This window comes from Microbacterium profundi, assembly GCF_000763375.1.
Taxonomy (GTDB): domain Bacteria; phylum Actinomycetota; class Actinomycetes; order Actinomycetales; family Microbacteriaceae; genus Microbacterium; species Microbacterium profundi.
Map to the genome: position 1 here is coordinate 649,162 of NZ_JPSY01000001.1, position 17,139 is coordinate 666,300.

At 67.6% G+C, this 17,139-nt stretch carries 19 protein-coding genes; 5 read left to right on the top strand and 14 right to left on the bottom strand.

The features are described from left to right. The 8 genes from JF52_RS0103000 to JF52_RS0103035 all read right to left on the bottom strand — a co-directional run bounded on the left by JF52_RS0103000 (window position 1) and on the right by JF52_RS0103035 (window position 5,404). The gene (locus tag JF52_RS0103000) at window positions 1-477 is read right to left on the bottom strand and encodes a hypothetical protein (RefSeq protein WP_033104981.1); all 477 of its coding nucleotides are present in this window, start codon (window positions 475-477) and stop codon (window positions 1-3) included. Continuing rightward, a complete protein-coding gene (gene tsaD, locus JF52_RS0103005; protein WP_033104982.1) occupies window positions 474-1,550 on the bottom strand; it encodes a tRNA (adenosine(37)-N6)-threonylcarbamoyltransferase complex transferase subunit TsaD in 1,077 nt (358 codons plus the stop codon). Before tsaD ends, JF52_RS0103000 begins: the two co-directional genes overlap by 4 nt. Further along, on the bottom strand, window positions 1,547-2,029 hold the full coding sequence (gene rimI, locus JF52_RS0103010; protein WP_033104983.1) for a ribosomal protein S18-alanine N-acetyltransferase: 483 nt from the start codon (window positions 2,027-2,029) through the stop codon (window positions 1,547-1,549). The genes tsaD and rimI overlap by 4 nt, the downstream gene beginning before the upstream one ends. Next, on the bottom strand, window positions 2,026-2,646 hold the full coding sequence (tsaB, locus tag JF52_RS0103015) for a tRNA (adenosine(37)-N6)-threonylcarbamoyltransferase complex dimerization subunit type 1 TsaB (protein ID WP_033104984.1): 621 nt from the start codon (window positions 2,644-2,646) through the stop codon (window positions 2,026-2,028). The genes rimI and tsaB overlap by 4 nt, the downstream gene beginning before the upstream one ends. A 150-nt stretch (window positions 2,647-2,796) precedes the next feature. Then, window positions 2,797-3,117 carry a GIY-YIG nuclease family protein gene (locus tag JF52_RS0103020; RefSeq protein ID WP_235272312.1) on the bottom strand — a complete coding sequence of 107 codons (321 nt, stop codon included), beginning with the start codon at window positions 3,115-3,117 and terminating at the stop codon, window positions 2,797-2,799. 336 nt (window positions 3,118-3,453) lie between these two features. Next, window positions 3,454-3,936 (bottom strand): tRNA (adenosine(37)-N6)-threonylcarbamoyltransferase complex ATPase subunit type 1 TsaE, encoded by a 483-nt coding sequence (gene tsaE / locus JF52_RS0103025; protein ID WP_033104986.1) that lies wholly within the window; start codon window positions 3,934-3,936, stop codon window positions 3,454-3,456. Next, on the bottom strand, window positions 3,933-5,006 hold the full coding sequence (gene alr, locus JF52_RS0103030) for an alanine racemase (RefSeq protein WP_084595757.1): 1,074 nt from the start codon (window positions 5,004-5,006) through the stop codon (window positions 3,933-3,935). Before alr ends, tsaE begins: the two co-directional genes overlap by 4 nt. A 38-nt stretch (window positions 5,007-5,044) precedes the next feature. Then, window positions 5,045-5,404: a holo-ACP synthase gene (locus JF52_RS0103035; RefSeq protein WP_033104988.1), complete on the bottom strand. Its 360-nt coding sequence runs from the start codon at window positions 5,402-5,404 to the stop codon at window positions 5,045-5,047. 284 nt (window positions 5,405-5,688) lie between these two features. On the opposite strand from JF52_RS0103035, the gene JF52_RS0103040 reads away from it, so the two are divergent. Further along, window positions 5,689-6,537: a type IV toxin-antitoxin system AbiEi family antitoxin domain-containing protein gene (locus JF52_RS0103040; RefSeq protein WP_052166711.1), complete on the top strand. Its 849-nt coding sequence runs from the start codon at window positions 5,689-5,691 to the stop codon at window positions 6,535-6,537. A gap of 148 nt (window positions 6,538-6,685) precedes the next feature. On the opposite strand, the gene glmS is transcribed toward JF52_RS0103040, so the two are convergent. From glmS to JF52_RS0103060, 4 genes are all read right to left on the bottom strand, one after another. Next, window positions 6,686-8,527, bottom strand: a complete 1,842-nt coding sequence (glmS, locus tag JF52_RS0103045) for a glutamine--fructose-6-phosphate transaminase (isomerizing) (protein ID WP_033104989.1) — start codon at window positions 8,525-8,527, stop codon at window positions 6,686-6,688. A 586-nt stretch (window positions 8,528-9,113) separates the two neighbouring features. After that, complete coding sequence (gene coaA / locus JF52_RS0103050; protein WP_033104990.1) at window positions 9,114-10,058, bottom strand: type I pantothenate kinase; 945 nt, start codon at window positions 10,056-10,058, stop codon at window positions 9,114-9,116. A gap of 40 nt (window positions 10,059-10,098) precedes the next feature. Beyond that, window positions 10,099-11,361, bottom strand: coding sequence for a type II toxin-antitoxin system HipA family toxin (locus tag JF52_RS0103055; RefSeq protein ID WP_033104991.1), 1,263 nt, complete (start codon window positions 11,359-11,361; stop codon window positions 10,099-10,101). After that, window positions 11,354-11,608 carry a helix-turn-helix domain-containing protein gene (locus JF52_RS0103060; protein ID WP_033104992.1) on the bottom strand — a complete coding sequence of 85 codons (255 nt, stop codon included), beginning with the start codon at window positions 11,606-11,608 and terminating at the stop codon, window positions 11,354-11,356. The genes JF52_RS0103055 and JF52_RS0103060 overlap by 8 nt, the downstream gene beginning before the upstream one ends. 94 nt (window positions 11,609-11,702) lie before the next feature. Here JF52_RS0103060 and JF52_RS0103065 point away from each other — a divergent pair, with 94 nt between their 5' ends. After that, the gene (locus tag JF52_RS0103065; RefSeq protein WP_033104993.1) at window positions 11,703-12,644 is read left to right on the top strand and encodes a Ppx/GppA phosphatase family protein; all 942 of its coding nucleotides are present in this window, start codon (window positions 11,703-11,705) and stop codon (window positions 12,642-12,644) included. Here JF52_RS0103065 and JF52_RS0103070 read toward each other — a convergent pair whose 3' ends face one another. After that, entirely contained in the window at window positions 12,645-12,989 is a 345-nt protein-coding gene (locus JF52_RS0103070) for a type II toxin-antitoxin system PemK/MazF family toxin (RefSeq protein WP_033104994.1), read from the bottom strand. Next, on the bottom strand, window positions 12,986-13,231 hold the full coding sequence (locus tag JF52_RS0103075) for a CopG family transcriptional regulator (RefSeq protein WP_033104995.1): 246 nt from the start codon (window positions 13,229-13,231) through the stop codon (window positions 12,986-12,988). The genes JF52_RS0103070 and JF52_RS0103075 overlap by 4 nt, the downstream gene beginning before the upstream one ends. A 100-nt stretch (window positions 13,232-13,331) precedes the next feature. Here JF52_RS0103075 and JF52_RS0103080 point away from each other — a divergent pair, with 100 nt between their 5' ends. The 3 genes from JF52_RS0103080 to JF52_RS0103090 all read left to right on the top strand — a co-directional run bounded on the left by JF52_RS0103080 (window position 13,332) and on the right by JF52_RS0103090 (window position 17,082). Then, window positions 13,332-15,014 carry a sensor histidine kinase gene (locus JF52_RS0103080; RefSeq protein ID WP_152594801.1) on the top strand — a complete coding sequence of 561 codons (1,683 nt, stop codon included), beginning with the start codon at window positions 13,332-13,334 and terminating at the stop codon, window positions 15,012-15,014. Further along, window positions 15,011-16,135, top strand: coding sequence for a hypothetical protein (locus tag JF52_RS0103085; RefSeq protein ID WP_033104997.1), 1,125 nt, complete (start codon window positions 15,011-15,013; stop codon window positions 16,133-16,135). The genes JF52_RS0103080 and JF52_RS0103085 overlap by 4 nt, the downstream gene beginning before the upstream one ends. Before the next feature lie 74 nt (window positions 16,136-16,209). Next, entirely contained in the window at window positions 16,210-17,082 is an 873-nt protein-coding gene (locus JF52_RS0103090) for a response regulator transcription factor (protein ID WP_033104998.1), read from the top strand. The last annotated feature ends 57 nt before the right edge of the window (window positions 17,083-17,139 follow it).

Below are 17,139 nucleotides of genomic sequence, written 5' to 3' on the forward strand. Positions count from 1 at the left end.
CTAGCCCAGCCTCTCGAACTGCATGCCGGCCCAGATGAGCCAGCCGAGGCTGTAGATCGTCGCGGTGATGCCGAGGATCAGCGCCCAGAGCGCGATCGCACGGCTCTCGACCGGGCGGCGCAGCGACATGATCGCCGCGACGACGGCGACGATCGCGAGCGGAATCCCCCAGCCGACGAACCACGACGCGCACAGCGCGACGATCGCAGCGAGCAGCGCCCATGGGGCGAGACGGGTGTTGTCCTCGGCGTCGGTGCCGTCATACGGCGCCCACTGCACGGCCGGCATCCCCGCTGTGTCCGCTGGTCCGCTGGCGACGACCGGCTCGACTCCGACCGGGCCTGTGGGCAGCTTCGTGTAGCTGTCACGCGGCGCGCCGGGCATCCGGGTCGCACCGGCGGGGCGCTCGACCTCGGCGGAGGGGCGCTCCACCTTCGGCTGTTCGCCCGACCGGCCCGTGCCGCGTTGGTCACTCATGCGGAATCCTCTGTCGGCGCTTGAGCCACCTGGATCTCGGTGACCGGCAGCGTGGAATCGGCGCCGAACGCGAGCGTGGACGGGCGGCGGCCCGAGCTGATCAGGTCTGCGGCGAGCGCGGCGATCATCGCGCCGTTGTCGGTGCAGAGCGAAAGCGGCGGGATCCGCACGGTCACTCCCGCGGCCGCAGCACGCTCGATCGCGACGTCGCGCAGGCGCTTATTGGCGATCACGCCGCCGCCGAGCAGCAGCCGAGGCACGCCCAGGTCGGCACACGCGGCAAGAGCCTTGGTGACGAGCACATCGACGACTGCTTCGCGGAAGCTCGCGGCGACATCGGCCACCGGCACCTCTTCGCCCGCGGCCTCGCACCGCTCGACCCAGCGGGCGACGGCGGTCTTCAGCCCGGAGAACGAGAAGTCGTAGCGGTGCTTCTCCAAGTCTGGCGCCTTCGAGAGCCCCCGTGGGAAGCGGATCGCCTTGGGGTCGCCGTCGACAGCCGCACGGTCGATCTCCGGCCCGCCTGGATACGGCAGCGACAGCAGCCGGGCGACCTTGTCGAAGGCCTCTCCCGCCGCGTCATCCATGGTCTCGCCGAGCAGTTCGACGTCGGTGGTGAGGTCGCGCACGTGCAGCAGCGAGGTGTGGCCTCCCGAGACGAGCAGCGCGATCGTCGGATACTCGAGCGGGTCGGAGTCCGGCGTGACGATGTCGGCGGCGATGTGTCCGACGAGGTGGTTCACGGCGTACAGCGGCTTGCCGAGCGACACCGCAAGCCCCTTCGCCGCTCCGACGCCGACCATGAGCGCACCGGCGAGACCGGGACCGCTGGTGACGGCGATCGCGTCGAGGTCTTCCAGTCGCACCTGCGCCTCGGCGAGCGCGGCCTCGATCGACGGCTGGAGTGCTTCGAGGTGCGCGCGGGCGGCGACCTCGGGGATGACGCCGCCGTAGCGGGCGTGCTCGTCCATGCTGGATGCGATCGTGTTCGACAGCAGCGTGCGTCCGCGGACGATGCCGATGCCCGTCTCGTCGCAGCTCGTCTCGATGCCGAGGACCAGGGGTTCACTCATGCTGTGGTCTCCTTCTGCGCCGCGGCAGCCCACCGGCGCAGATCGAGCTTCATCACGATCGCGTCGACGTTGTCGGGCTGGTAGTAGTGCGGGCGGCGGGCGAGCTCCTCGAACCCCTCGGAGATGTAGAGCCCCTCGGCACCCGGATTGTCGGCGCGCACCTCGAGGAAGACTTCGCGGGCGCCGCGGGCGGATGCTTCGGCGAGCAGAGTCCGCAGCATCCGGCGTCCTCTCCCCTCGCCACGGCGGGCTTCGACGAGGGCGATGGTCTGAATGTCAGCATCCGCATTTCCACGGATCGAGCGGAGCCCGGCATATCCGATGATCTCGCCGCCGTCCTCGTCGACGAGGTAGTGGCTGTACTCGGTGACGAGTTCGGCCGCCATCGATTCGGCGCTCCACGCATCGCTCGGGAACGAGGCGTTCTCGATGGCCATGATCGCGTCGAGGTCGGCGGGGGTGGCGATGCGGATGGTCACAGTCCCACCCGCTTCGGGGCACCGGGGACGGTGACGTCGGGCTGGCGCAGGTAGAGGGGTTCGGCGCCGGCCAGTTCGCGCCCGGCGTTCGCGGCGCGGATGCCGACCCTGGCGAGGGCTGCGGCGTCGACCGTGGTGACCTCGCGCGCGTCGAGACCGTCGAGATACGCGTCGGCGCCGGTGCGCGGCACGAGCACCGTCTCGGATTTCAGGTGCGGGATGCCGTCGGCATCGAGCCCGCGGAACACGCTGATCGCGAGCTCCCGACGACGAGCATCCGTGACGATCGCGAACGTGCCGGCCTCGGGATCCTGCTCGAGGATGCTGAGTGCCGCGGCGAAGTGGCTCGGCACGGCGATCACGGGGATGTGCCGGCCGAGCGCGAACGCCCGCGCGGTGGCGATGCCGATCCGGAGCCCGGTGAAGGGGCCGGGTCCCATACCTGCGACGACGTGGGTGATCTCCTCGCCCGCCTCAGCCAGAGCCCGCTGCAGCAGGGAGCCGATGACCTCGGCGTGTCCGAGCGGGTCGGGGCTGGACGCGTCGGCGCGACGGCGGCCGCCGGCGTCGACGATCGCGACGGCCGTGCCCAGGGAGGTGTCGACAGCGAGAATCACGTCTCCAGGGTAGTCGGCCGCGCGACGTGGTCGCTGAGCCTGTCGAAGCGCCCGACCCGGCGCACCTAGCCGGTCGCTGAGCCCGTCGAAGCGCCCGACCCGGCGCCCCTAGCCGGTCGCTGAGCCCGTCGAAGCGCCCGGCGGGCGCACCTAGCCGGTCGCTGAGCCTGTCGAAGCGCCCGGCGGGCGTTGCAGGCGATTTCGCGACAGCCCCGGAAGGTCATCGCCGCGTTCCTCGATCAACGCCGTCTTCTTCTGTCGCGACCATCCCTGTACCTGTTTCTCACGGAAATACGCCTCGTCGATGCGATCGAATTCTTCGCCGTATACGAGAACAACTGGGCGCCTCCTACGGGTGTACGCGGCGGCCTTCTCGTCCACGTTGTTGTGTTCCCACACGCGGGCGATCACGTCAGCGAAGGCCGTGCTTCCGGTGTAGTAGCTCCCATCGGAGCATCTGAGTATGTACATCCATGGCATGGTCTCAGCATGCGCGCCGGGTGCGAGCGGATGCTGTGGCGCAGGCGATCTGTGGATAACCAGCCGGCGTTGCCTCGTGGGCCGCGGGCCCTTCGACAGGCTCAGGGACCGCTGAGTTCCTCCCCACCCACGTGGCCCCGCGGGCCCTTCAACAGGCTCAGGGACCACTGAGTCCTCCCCACCCACGTGGCCCCGCGGACCCTTCGACAGGCTCAGGGACCACTGAGTCCTCCCCCCACGTCAACGCGGGCCCTTCGACAGGCTCAGGGACCGCTGAGTTCCGCCCCACCCACGTGGCCGCGGGCCCTTCGACAGGCTCAGGGACCACTACTTCGTGATGCGCTCTATCGTCACGACGCGGGGGGCGTCAGCATCCAGGTCCTCGTCGGCCACGTCGTCCCCCGCGACGCCCACAGGCCGCTCGAGCTCGATGTCCCACCAGGCATCCGCGATCGACGGGGCCATCTCGCGTCCCCACTCGATCACGACCACCGACCTCGCGAAGTCGATGTCGAGGTCGTCGAGCTCCGAGGCCGATCCCAGCCGGTACGCGTCCACATGCACGAGCGGCGCACGGCCGACGAGCGACGGATGCGTGCGCGCGATCACGAACGTCGGGCTCTGCACAGGACCGCGCACGCCCATTCCCGACGCGAGGCCGCGGGTGAACGTCGTCTTCCCCGCCCCGAGCGGACCGGTCAGCACGAGCAGATCGCCCGGCTGCAACTGCTCACCGATGATGAGGCCGAGGTGCTCCATGGCATCCGACGTCGCGATCTCGCGACGTCCGAGAAAGGCCGGATCGATCATGCGCCCCGCCGAGGCACGCGGTTGCCGATGCGCGTGACGATCTCGTAATTGATGGTGCTCGCGGCGTTCGCCCACTCCGTCGCCGAAGGCGCGCCGAGCGTCGGATCCCCGAACACCACGGCCTCGTCGCCGACCGCCACATGAGCGTCGCCGACGTCGACGACGAACTGGTCCATCGCGACGCGTCCGGCGACCGAGAACCGGCGTCCGTTGATCATGACGGGGCCGCGACCGGATGCCTGGCGCGGGATGCCGTCGGCATAACCGAGCGGAATCAGGGCGAGCGTCGTGTCGTGGTTCGCGCGGTGGTCGTAGCCGTAAGAGACGCCGGCGCCGGCCGGTACGCGTCGCACGGCGGCGACGGACGCGCGCAGGGTCATCGCCGGACGCAGCCCGAGGTCGGCGGACGAGCGGTCATCGAACGGCGAGAGCCCGTAGAGGCCGATGCCGATGCGCACGGCATCCAGTCGCGTCTCGGGGTGATCGATCGCCGCGGCCGTGGCCGCGATGTGCCGAATCTCTGGGCGGATGCCGGCGGATGCTGCGGCAGCAGTGCCGGCCTCGAACCGCGCGAGCGCTTCGAGGTCATCGGCACGCGATGCATTGGAGAGGTGGCTGAAGAGGCCGATGATGCGGAGTCGGCCGATCCTCTCGAGCCGCGCGGCTTCGGCGAAGACACGATTCCAGTCGCCGGGCGCGACGCCGTTGCGCGAGAGCCCGGTCTCGAGCTTCAGGTGCACTCCGACGGGTCCGTCGCTGCCTGCCGCGGCGCCAGCCGCCTCGAGCTGGTCGAAGGAGGAGATGCCGACCTCGATGCCGTTCGCGGCTGCCGACTCGAAGCGCTCGCCCGGCTCGTGCAGCCAGGCGACGATCGGGGCGTTGATGCCCTGTCGGCGCAGGTCGACGGCCTCGGCGATCTCGGCGACGCCGAGCCTGGTCGCTCCGCCCGAGAGCGCGGCGACGGCCGCCGATGCGGCCCCGTGCCCGTATGCGTTGGCCTTGACGACGGCGATGACGTCGACGCCCGTGAGGCGACGGAAGTGCCGGGTGTTGTCGGCGATCGCCGCCATCTCGATGGTTGCCTCGCGGAAAGGCACAGTCGATGCACTCACAGCGGCTCCCCCTCGGCGACGACGAACGCAGTGGCGAGGCCCGCGTCATGCGACATGGTCAGGTGCAGTTTCAGGATGCCTTTGCCGGTGACCGCGTCGGCCGTCGATCCCGTGAGCAGGAAATGCGGGCGGCCGGATGGCTCGGATGCGATCTCGATCTCGGTCCAGTGCACGCCGTCCGACCCGCCGAGAGCCTTGATCAGCGCCTCTTTCGCGGCGTAGCGCGCGGCGAGCGACGGTAGCCTCAGCGTGCGTTCGGACGGGGCGAAGAGTCGCTCCATGAGCCGCGGTGTGCGGGACATCGTGCGTTCGAACCGCGGGATGTCCACGAGGTCGATGCCGGTCCCGATGATCACCTCACCAGCCTACTCGGGCGGCTCTGGTCTCTTCATCCGCGCCCGCGCTCTCCCCGGCATCCACCCAGCCTGCGCTTCGCCCCGCGACCCGGCCGACACTTGTCAGTCCAGATCACACACGCCTGCCGAGAAACCGTGTTCTGGGCTGACAAGTGTGATCTGGACCGACGGATGAGCGGATGCCGCGAGCGCGACTAGTTCTGCACAATTCCCGAGAAGTCGAACTCGTTCACAATCACCGCAATTCGGCAGTTGACGACCGAAGATCGGTGCATGCTCTGAGGATGCTTCAGCCCGCCCAGCTCCTCCCCCACTTCGACGGCATCGCGCGCGGTACGCAGCTTCAGGCGTTCGGATGCACTCGCACAGATCTCGCCGCCGCGGCGCGCTCCGGTGACATCGTCCGAGTCCGTCCCGGTGTGTACGCGCTGGCCGGGATCGATCCACGCGTCATCACGGCTGCGGAACACGGCGGCGCACTCACCTGCGCTGCCGCCCTTCGAAGCCACGGCGTCTGGATGCTTCCCGAGAAGAAGAAGAAGAAGGAAGAGGAGGGCACCGAGGTCCACGTGTGGATGGGCAAGGCCGGTCGCCGGCACCACACCGAATGCGGGTGTGTCACACATCACAGTCCTGGCAAGGCACAGCTCGGCATGGCCCCCGTCGCCGCAGCCCTCATCCACTTGTTCCGCTGCGCCGACCACGAGACATTCTTCGCTGCGTACGAGTCCGCCTGGAATCAGCGATTGATCATGGCGAGCGATCGTGACCGCATCAGACGGGAGCTGCCACTCACCGCGGGGTGGCTCCTGGACCTCGCGCGCGGCGATGCCGAGAGCGGTTTGGAGTCGCTGCTCCGCTTGCGACTGCATCTTCTCGGAATCCGGCTCGACTGCCAAGTGCAGATCGACGGCGTCGGCAGAGTGGATTTCGTGATCGGCGGACGCGTGATCCTCGAGGCTGACGGCAAGGTGAACCACGACGGCAGCATGCGGCACAAGGACCTGATCCGGGATGCCGAGGCTTCAGCTCGCGGCTACGAGACGCTGCGCTTCGACTACTCGATGATCGTGTACGACTGGGACCGGGTCGTCGCAGCGATCCTGCCTGCACTCGCACGTGCTCGGGCCTGATGCCCCGGCATCCGGTGCCGGCAAGGTCGATCCCGCGCACACATGTCAGCCCAGAAAACAGGTGTCAGCCGAAACGCCGAGGTTTCGACCGACATCCGTGATCTGAGCCGACAAGTGTCAGGGCCGGCAAGCGCGCAGCGCCGCCCGCCTACTCGACCGTGACGGACTTCGCGAGGTTGCGGGGCTGGTCGACGTCCAGGCCCTTGGCCGTGGCCAGGGCCATCGCGAAGATCTGCAGCGGCACGACCGCGAGCACCGGCTCGAACATGGGCCCGGCGAGCGGGATGTGGATGACCTCGTCGGCGAACGGGAGCACGGCGGCATCGCCCTCTTCGGCGATCACGATCACGCGGGCACCGCGGGCGCGGATCTCCTGGATGTTCGAGACGACCTTGGAATGGATCAGCGCGGAGTGGCGCGGCGACGGCACGATGACGAACACCGGCTGGCCGGGCTCGATCAGGGCGATCGGGCCGTGCTTGAGCTCGCCGGCGGCGAAACCCTCGGCGTGGATGTACGAGATCTCCTTGAGCTTGAGCGCACCCTCGAGGGCGATCGGGTATCCGACGTGGCGGCCGAGGAACAGCACCGAACGCGTGTCGGCCATCCAGCCGGCGAGCTGCGAGACGTGGTCGTGCTCCTCGGCCAGCACGCGGGCGATTTTGTCGGGCAGGTCCGCAAGCTCAGAAACCGCGGTGTCGTCGGTCAGCGTCTGGCGCACGCGCCCCATGTGCAGGCCGAGCAGCAGCAGCGCGGTGATCTGCGCCGAGAACGCCTTGGTCGATGCGACGGCGACTTCGGGACCCGCGTGGGTGTAGACGACGGCATCCGATTCGCGAGGGATCGTCGCGCCCTGCGTGTTGCAGATCGAGAGGGTGCGCGCACCGCGCTCGCGGGCGTACTTGACGGCCATGAGCGTGTCCATGGTCTCGCCGGACTGGCTGATCGAGATGACGAGCGTGTCGTCGCCGATCACCGGGTCGCGGTAGCGGAACTCGTGCGCGAGCTCGACGTCGGTCGCGACGCGGGCCCACTGCTCGATCGCGTACTTTCCGACGAGGGCTGCGTAGGATGCCGTGCCGCAGGCCGTGATGATCACACGGTTGATGCCGATGAAGAGCTCGTCGAGCCCGTCGAGTTCGGGGATGACGACCTGTCCGTCGTGCACGCGGCCGAGGATCGTGTTCGCGACGGCCTGGGGCTGCTCTGCGACCTCCTTGGCCATGAACGATGACCATCCGCCCTTCTCGGCGGCGGCGGCATCCCACGACACGTCGAACGGCTCGGCCTCGACCGGGTTGCCTTCGAAGTCGGTGACGGTGACCTCGGAAGGCGTGATCGAGACGATCTGGTCCTGGCCGATCGCGAGCGCCTTGCGGGTGTGCTCGACGAAGGCGGCGACGTCGGATCCGAGGAAGTTCTCGCCCTCGCCGAGCCCGATCACGAGCGGGGAGTTGCGGCGAGCGCCGACGACCAGACCCGGGTGGTCCTCGTGCATCGCGAGCAGCGTGAACGCGCCCTCGAGGCGGTTGACGACGTTCTGGAACGCGTCCTGCAGGTTGCCGCTCTTGGCGTATTCGCGGCCGAGCAGGGCTGCGGCGACCTCGGTGTCGGTCTCGCTGAGGAACGTCACACCGTCGGAGAGCAGGTCTTCGCGCAGGGCGGAGAAGTTCTCGATGATGCCGTTGTGGATGACGGCGAGCTTGTCGTCAGCGGCGAGGTGAGGATGCGCGTTGACGTCGGTCGGCCCGCCGTGCGTCGCCCACCGCGTGTGGCCGATCCCGGTCGTGCCGTCGCCGAGCGGAGCATCGGCGAGCGAGTCGCGCAGCATGCTGAGCTTTCCGGCTTTCTTGCGCATCCCGAGGTCGCCGTTCTCGTCGATGACCGCGATACCGGCGGAGTCGTACCCGCGATACTCGAGTCGGGCGAGGCCGGCGATAAGGATGTCCTGGCTGGGGCGCGGGCCCACGTATCCGACGATTCCACACATGGTCTCAAGAGTAAGCGGGATCTTTTGCGAGGGTTCCGAACGAACTTCGGATGCCGTCGTCCCCCGCCCCCGCAGGTGTCGCCTCGTGCCGCCTCAACCGCCGAAAGCGGCACGACCAACCACCTCGCAGGCGTGCGGCTCCGCGCCATCCCCCGCAAGTGTCGCCTCCTGCCGCCTCAACCACCGAGAAGCGGCACAACCAACCACCTCCCGCGCGCGACTCCGCACCATCCCCCGCAGGTGTCGCCTCCTGCCGCCTCAACCGCCGAAAAGCGGCACGACCGACCACCTCCCGCGCGTGCGACTCCGCACCATCCCCCGCAGGTGTCGCCTCGCGCCGCCTCAACCGCCACGAAGCGGCACGACCGACCACCTCCCGGGCGCGCGACTCCGCCCCCGCCCCCGGGTGCGTCGATGCGTTCCAGGCCGGGTACGCCGTTCGCGCGCGATCGCCGTTCGATCCGTCCAGGGCGCCGCCCCCGCCCGGGAGGTGGCGCGAGTAGTCGCATAAAGCGCCGCCACACGGCATCAAGCGCCACCTCCCGCACCGGAGCGCACCGGAGTGGGCGGCGGAGGCGCGGCGCCGTCACAGCTTGCGCAGCAGCACGCTCTCGACGTTGTGGTCGGCGCCCTTGTTCAGAACGAGGCTCGCACGGTGCCGGGTAGGCATCACGTTCTCGACGAGGTTCGGCATGTTGATGTCGTTCCAGTAGCCGAGGGCCGTGGTGACAGCCTCTTCGTCGGTCAGGTGCGCGAACACGTTGAAGTACGACGACGGGTTGCTGAACGCGCCCTTGCGCAGCGCGAGGAACCTCTCCACGTACCACTTCGAGATATGCGAGCTGTCGGCATCGACGAAGACCGAGAAGTCGAACAGGTCGCTCACGGCGACGTCGTTCGGCGCAGGCGGCGGCTGCAGCACATTCAGTCCCTCGACGATCACGACGTCAGGGCGCCGGACGACGACGTGCGCATCCGGGACGATGTCGTACCGCATGTGCGAGTAGAACGGAGCGCGCACCTCGGGCGCCCCCGACTTCACCTCGGTGAGGAACGACAGCAACGCCCGGCGGTCGTACGACTCGGGAAAGCCCTTGCGCTCCATCAGTCCCCGGCGCTCGAGTTCGGCGTTCGGGTAGAGGAATCCGTCTGTGGTTACGAGCTCGACCCGAGGCGTGCCCGGCCAGCGGCTCATCAGCTCGCGCAGCAGGCGGGCGATGGTCGACTTGCCCACGGCGACCGATCCTGCGACGCCGACGACGAACGGCGTGGTGGCGTCGTCCTCCTGGAGGAACGTGCTGGTCGCGGCGCCGAGCTGCTTGGTCGCGGTCGCGTATAGGCTGAGCAGACGACTCAGCGGCATGTAGACGTCGCGCACCTCGTCCAGGCTCAGCCGGTCGCCGAGGCCGCGGATCTCGACGACCTCGTTCTGGCTCAACGGCTGGTCCAGGCCCGACGCCAATCGCGCCCACTCCGCACGGTCGATCTCTCGATACGGCGACAGCGGCTTTGTGGGGTCGGCGGTGGTCACGCGTTACATCGTATCGGGGCGGAACATCGGCGAGCATCGGTCATTCACCGATCTCGTCCCCCGCGCGTAAACGATCCACCGCGCGACCGAAGAACTCGCGCAGGCCGTTCGAGCCGCCTCGCGGCACGCTGACATCATCGAGCGCCGACCGGAATGAGCCCAGCACGTCATCGATCACGTCGTGCACGCGTGAAGCTCCCAGTACCCGCCATGATGCGACCTCGGCCTGCAGCCGCTCGACATCGATACGGCGGCGGTCGAATTCGCCGTCGATCGCGAGCGCCATATTCCATTGGATCCGCTCGGGTTGAAACAGATTCGGCACGGCGTCGTACATGTCGGTGAGTCGATCCTCGCCCGGCAGATGAAGGATCCCCACGTTCTTCGCGTGCCCGTCGTTGTCTCCGATGAGGATGCGGAACAGGAGTTGCCGCACCCATTGCTCGACCACTTCGAAGCCGCGCAGCGTGGCCGTGAGCTCCGCGATCCGATACGCCGATGGGCGGCGCGGATCGCGCGGTCGCTCAGGGTCCTGGAACTTCAGGTCGTCGTCGGCCCATCCGAGTGAGAGCGCTTGCGCAGCATCCTCTTGATGCACAAGCTCGACGGTTTCATCGTGCACACGGCGATCGAATCGCTCGATCGCGAGATACGTGCCGTCCCCCGAGCCTTCGAGCCATGAAGCGAAAGTGGCCAGGCCCAGAGCGCGAGCGAGTTCGTGACTGTAGAACTCGTCGACGAGGCGGGTCGGGCGGCTCTGCAGGCGAGGTTTCAGGATGTGGGTCGAGTGCCCTCCACCGTGCGGCAGCGACCACCCGCTGTCGCCGAACCTCGAGACGAGCAACTTCGGCTGAAACCCAGCGATCATCGATCGGCTGTCGTCTCGGATGCCGAGGTCGTGCTCCTTGATTGCGCGCTGCAACTCTCGGCGCAGGAGCTTCGGCGAGATCGGGGTATAACGAGGCTCGCGCTCGGTGGTCGCCTGGCCCCAGAACGTCAGAGCGCCGGCGATCGAACTACCGAATTCGCGGAGGAAGGCGAACAGGTCGTTCGGCTCGATCGCCCGCTTGGATGCGAGCGCTCTTCGTTGCGCACCTTCCGGCAGATAGCCGCCGAGAAACCGTGACACGAGATCCGTGTCGGGGCGTCGTCCAGCGCGCAGGGCGAACGACTCGGCAAGTCGAACCTTTGTTGATGTGGGAGTCACGTCCTCGAGGATCACGTTCTCGCGTGACCGCCGCGGCGCTCGACGCAGCAGTCCGAGGTACTCGCCGTGTAATCGAACTTCGAGCTCCTCAGTCATCCTCGGACTCCGTCGCCGACTCCCACGAGACTTCGACGCTGACGCCGAGAGAGTGCAGCGTGCGGAATAATCTCGCAAGCTGGACGGTCGATTTCCCCGACTCGAGCTCGCTCAAATAGCTCCTGGAGAACCCGAGACGATCCGCAAGTTCATCCTGTGTGACGCCCTGCTCCTCGCGCATGCCGGCAATGAGGTCACCGAAATCATGCGGTCTTTCCACCGTGTATCGCGGCATGCGGGCCTCCATGTGTGAATATTCAGACATTGTGTAATGTTTGAATATCCCGACACTACACGAAGTGAGAATATTCGAACACCCCGCATACGCGTAGTCTCATCCCGTGCGCCTCGGAATCCTAGACATCGGTTCGAACACCGTCCACCTGCTCGCTGCGGATGCCAGGCCGGGTGGCCGCCCTCTCGCGACGACGAGCGATCGCACGGTGGTGCGCCTGATGCGCTATCTCACGCCCGAGGGCGCGATCAGCGAGGAGGGCGTGCGGGCGCTGGAGGCCGCCGTCACCAGGGCCCGCGAGATCGCCGTCACCGAACGCGTCGAGACCCTGCTGGCGACCGCGACCAGCGCCGTGCGCGAGGCGGTCAACGGCGAAGAGGTCATCGCCCGCATCGAGGCCGCTCTCGGCCAGCCGCTGCAGGTGCTCACCGGCGTGGAAGAGGCGGGGCTCACCTTTCTCGCCGTTCGGCGCTGGTTCGGGTGGGATGCCGGACGCATCCTGCTGCTCGACATCGGCGGCGGGTCCTTCGAGTTCGCGGCCGGTGGCGACGAGGTGCCGGAGGTCGCGGCATCCGTGCCTCTCGGCGCCGGGCGCATGACCGTCCAGTTCCTGCCCGAGGACCCGCCAGGTGAGGATGCTGTCGAGCAGCTGCGTGCGCACGCCGTCGAACTGCTCGCGCCCGTGGCCGAGAATCTCAACGCCCTTCCCGATCCTGACCACATGGTGGGCTCGTCGAAGGCGATCCGCTCGCTGGCGAACCTCGCAGGGCGAGAGGTGTCAGGGCTCGGCTTCGACCGCACGGTGCTCTCGCGTTCGTCGTTGAAGTCGTGGATCCCGCGGCTCGCCCGCATTCCGGCGATCGCCCGCCAGGAGCTGCCGGGGATCACGCCCGATCGCACGTTCCAGATCGTCGCGGCCGCCGTCGTGCTGCACACGGCGATGAAGATGCTCGACATCGATGAGCTCGAAGTGTCGCCGTGGGCGCTGCGTGAGGGCGTGCTGCTGCGCTACACGGAGTCGCTCAGCTGGGGTGGCGTCGGGATCTGATCAGATCCCTAAGACCAATCGAATCCCATCGGTGATCTTCGAGAGCACGTAGGTCGGGACGTGTCCGACCGGATACGGTTCAACGTATTCGCGGCTGACCGGACCGATCTGTGAAACCACCGCGACGGAGTCTCGCCCGAGCCCGGATGCATCGATCGGAACGAGCACGTTGCCTGGAAAAGCCTCGAGCGCGATGTTCGACGTGAGTGGAACCACGAGCACAGTCGCGATATCTGATGCGAGGAGCCAGTCTTCTTGCAGAACTACAGCCGGCCGACGCTTGGCGGGCTCCGATCCCCGCGGTGAACCGAAATCAACCCAGACGACGTCGCCGTGCGAGATCACCAGCTCGTGCCTTCACCCACGATGTGTTCCGATTCGCGGAGGAACAGGGTGTCCGCAGAGGGTTGGCCGACTCGGGTAATGACCGAGTTCGCCAGCGCAGTCAATTCCGCTTCCCCTTCCAGCTCTTCTGCGAGACGTCGCCCGGCAAGACGATAGAACTCCGACCGGTTCATGCCGTGCCGGGCGGCCACGCGTTCGAATCGTTCGAAGTCGCCGTTCGGTATCGAGATCGCAGTCTTCATGATTAAAGTATAACTCGTTATACCGAGCGGGCAAGGGTTGCGCGGCGTCGACCTCGAGAGTGGCCAGGCGCCGACCCGCCGCACAGATACACTGACGCTCATGTGGAGGGATGGCGCAGCGCGCGCGACGGCGCCACCCGCGGCCGACCCCGCGCACTTCGCCGGCGACCGGCGTTCGCGCTCGATCTGGCAGTGGCAGCTCATCCTCTGCTTCACCGTCGTGATGATCGCGCTCGGTGTGGCCCTGCTCACGCCCGCGATGTTCACGGTGTGGGCGTTCGGCCTCGGTCTCGTCTTCGTCATCGCGATCACGATCGCCACCCTCGCCGTGCCGTGGCATCTGATCAGCGCTGCCGGTGTCCTGATCGTGCCGCTGCTCGACATTCTCGCGGTGGGCGTGCTCGGCTACGGCAGCAGCCCGGCGATCGTCTTCCTCTGGGTGCTGCTGGTCGCGTGGATCGCGTCGTACTACTCCCCTGTCATCCTCATCTCCACGCTCTGCCTGATCGGATCGATCACGCTGGCCGGGCTCTTCGTCCGGGGCCTCACGGTCGACACCATCATCAACGCCGTCATCCTCATGGTCACTCTCGGCTTCGTCGGGGTCATCATGATGGTCGGCTCCGCGCGTAACCGCTCCACCCGACGGCTGCTGAGCGCACAGTCCGCTCGCCTTGCCCATGCCCTTCACCGCGTCACCGAGCAGAAGGCCCGCACTCGGCGGCTGATGGACTCGCTCGACGTGGGCGTCGCACGGGCAGGAAAGGGCGGGCTGATCGAGATCTCGAACACCGCCTTCCACACGCTGTACGCCCTCGACGAGTCAGCCCAGTTCCACCCGACGCTGGCCGTGGAGTATCACGAGCGCCGTGGCACCCCGGTGCCGCTCGCGCAGACGACGATCTCCCGCGCCATGCGAGGCGAGCTGTTCGAGGACGAGGTCGTGTGGCTGTTCGGGATCGATGGCGAATGGCGGGCGCTGAGTGCGTCGACCAGGGTGATGGGTGACGGCCAGGTCGCCAACGACGGCGTGCTGCTGATCGTGCACGATGTGACGGAGTCGATCGACCCGCACGCCGATGCCTCGGCGCGGCGCCGCACCATGTCGCATGAACTGCGAAATCCTCTCACCGCGATCCTCGGGCACATCGATCTGCTCATGGAGCGCGACGACATCACCGAGCCTGCGCACCGGCAGCTCGGCGTCGTCGAGCGTGCTGGCACTCGGATGCAGCGCCTGATCGACGACGCACTCGTCACGCCGGGCGAACGAGCCGACGACACCGACGTGCACTTCGACCTCGCCGATATCGCACGGGCATCGGTCGAGGGCTTCGCCCCGGTCGCGGATGCCGGCGGCATCGCCCTGGACGTCGATCTGGAGCAGTGCCTCCCTCTGTACGCAGACGCCTTCCGGCTGCGTCAGGTCGTCGACAACGTGATCAGCAATGCCATCAAATACGTCCAGCGCGGTGGAAAGGTGAGTGTGCGCGGTCACAGCCCGGCACCGGGCGAAGTCGCCGTCACGGTCAGCGACACCGGCATCGGAATCAGCGTCGACGACCTCCCCCGCATCTTCGAGCCCGACTTCCGCACCGACGGCGCCCGCGAGCAGGGAATCCCCGGCACGGGCCTCGGCCTCGGCATCTCGCGTGACATCGTCCTCGCGCAGGGAGGCCGCATCGATGTGAAGAGCGATCTCGGTCACGGCACCGAAGTCAGCATCGTCATTCCCTCGTCTCGCGAACCCCACGAGTCGCCTCCGGAACGGAGCCCCGCATGATCAACTCCTCCCTGGTGATGCCCGTCATCGCCGTGGCAACGGTCGCCACCATCATCTTCATCGCGCTGGGCTTCCTGCCGAGGCCCTCGCGCGCCACGGCGATCTGGTCGGCGGGCTTCGCGATCGCGATGGTCGGCTCGTACGTCTGGCTCGCCCACGAGATGCTCGAATCAGAGCCGCTGCGCGCGCTCGGCTCTGCGCTGGTCCTCGCGCCGATGCCGCTGATGTGGTCGGGCCTGCGTGCCTATCGCGGCCTCGAACGGCAGTTCGTGGTGTTGTCCGCGACGTTCGTCGTGGTCATGCCGGCAGTCCTCGTCGCCACCATGTACTTCGGCGTGTACGGAATCGGATTCCGGGTGCTGTTCGCGTCGACGGCGGTGTTCGCGGTGCTCATGCTCGTGGAGCTCGTGCGCTTGGGGCCTCACCTGCGCGACGAAGCGCTTCCGCTCATGGCCGTCTCGGCGGCGTTCCTCGTGTTCGCCCTCATCACGATCATCAACGGCGTGTTGGTTGCCAATGGCACCATCGACGGCGCCGACAGCCTGCAGTTCCTGCGCACGCTCAACATGATCGGCGTCACGGTCTACATCACGTGCAACCTCGTCACCTGTCTGCTGCTCACCACGCGAGCCGGCGACACGGCGCTCTCGCCGCGCAACACCTTCGACAGCACGGTGCGCAACCGGCTCAATCGCGCCGAGGCTGCCTCCGACCCGTGGTGGTCGCTTCTCGACATTCGCCTGGATGACCCAGACGACATCCGCTCAGCATCCAGCAGCGCCGGCTTCAACGCGATCAGCGCGAGATTCGGTCGCGATGTCGACGCGGCGCTGCCTGCGGATGCTGACATCGAGCAGCTCAGCGCGACCCGCTTCATCGCGCTCGTACCGCGCGCGCAAGGCGGCGTGCGCGAAGTGGTGACGGATCTGCTCGAGCGGGTGTCGATGATCGATGACCGTCAGCCGGTGCCGATCCGGATGTCGGCGAGCGTCGGCTGGACGCAGGTTCCGGTGGCCGGCTACGACCTCGACGACCTGATCGCATCCGCCGCCGCCGCGGCCGAGATCGCGCAGGGGGCGGGCGGTAACAGGTGGGAGCGAGTCAGTGAGACCGCTCCCTGACACAACGCATCCATGCCCTGTAGCATGACCGTGGAAGTCCCCAATTCCTGACCTTGAGTGAAAGAACTCCACAGATGCATGACGCCGCCCAGACGCAGAAGACCGCGGTGATCGTCGAAGACGATCAGGACGTGCGTGATCTTCTGGTCCAGGTGCTGCAAGCGGCGGGGTTCGCCACGGTCGCGGTCGACAACGGCATCGATGGAGTGAACGCCGTGCTCACGCATCAGCCGTTGATCACGACGCTCGACGTGAACATGCCCGGCATCGACGGGTTCGAGGCCGCGCGCCGCATCCGCGCCCGGAGCGACACGTACATCATCATGCTCACCGCCCTCGATGAAGAGGCCGACGTCGTGCTCGGACTCAGTGCCGGCGCAGACGAGTACCTGAACAAGCCGTTCCGGCCGCGTGAGCTGCGGGCGCGGATCGAGGCGCTGCTGCGTCGTCCGCGCACTGGCACGGTGTCTGCCGTGCCCGCGTCATCGCCTGCATCGGCGCCGCAGGCGGCCCCTGCTGCGCCGACACCTGTGGCCATGGCCGATTCTTCGATGTCGGATATGGCCGTCCTCGAGCCGGCGCATCCGGGCCAGCCGCCCCACGCCGGCGACGACAGCGCCTGGGTCGTGCACCGCGACCTGCGCCTGGATCCTGAGACCAGGATCGCGCTCATCGAAGACCGCGTGGTCGAGTTGACCCGCACCGAGTTCGATCTGCTGCACGCGCTGATGGAATCGAAGCGCCGGGTGCGCAGCAAGGTCGAGCTCACGCTGGTGCTGCGCGGCGAGTCGTACCTCACGACCGACTTCGTGGGCGAGGCCGACAAGCGCGCCATCGAAGCGCACATGACGAATCTGCGGCGCAAGCTGGGCGATGCCCCTGTGCAGCCTCGCTACATCGAGACCGTACGCGGAGTCGGCTACCGTCTCACGTCCGAACTCCCCTGAGTTCGCACTGAGTTCGCCGCTCGCGCAGCGGACGCGCCGGCACGTGACATCCGACCG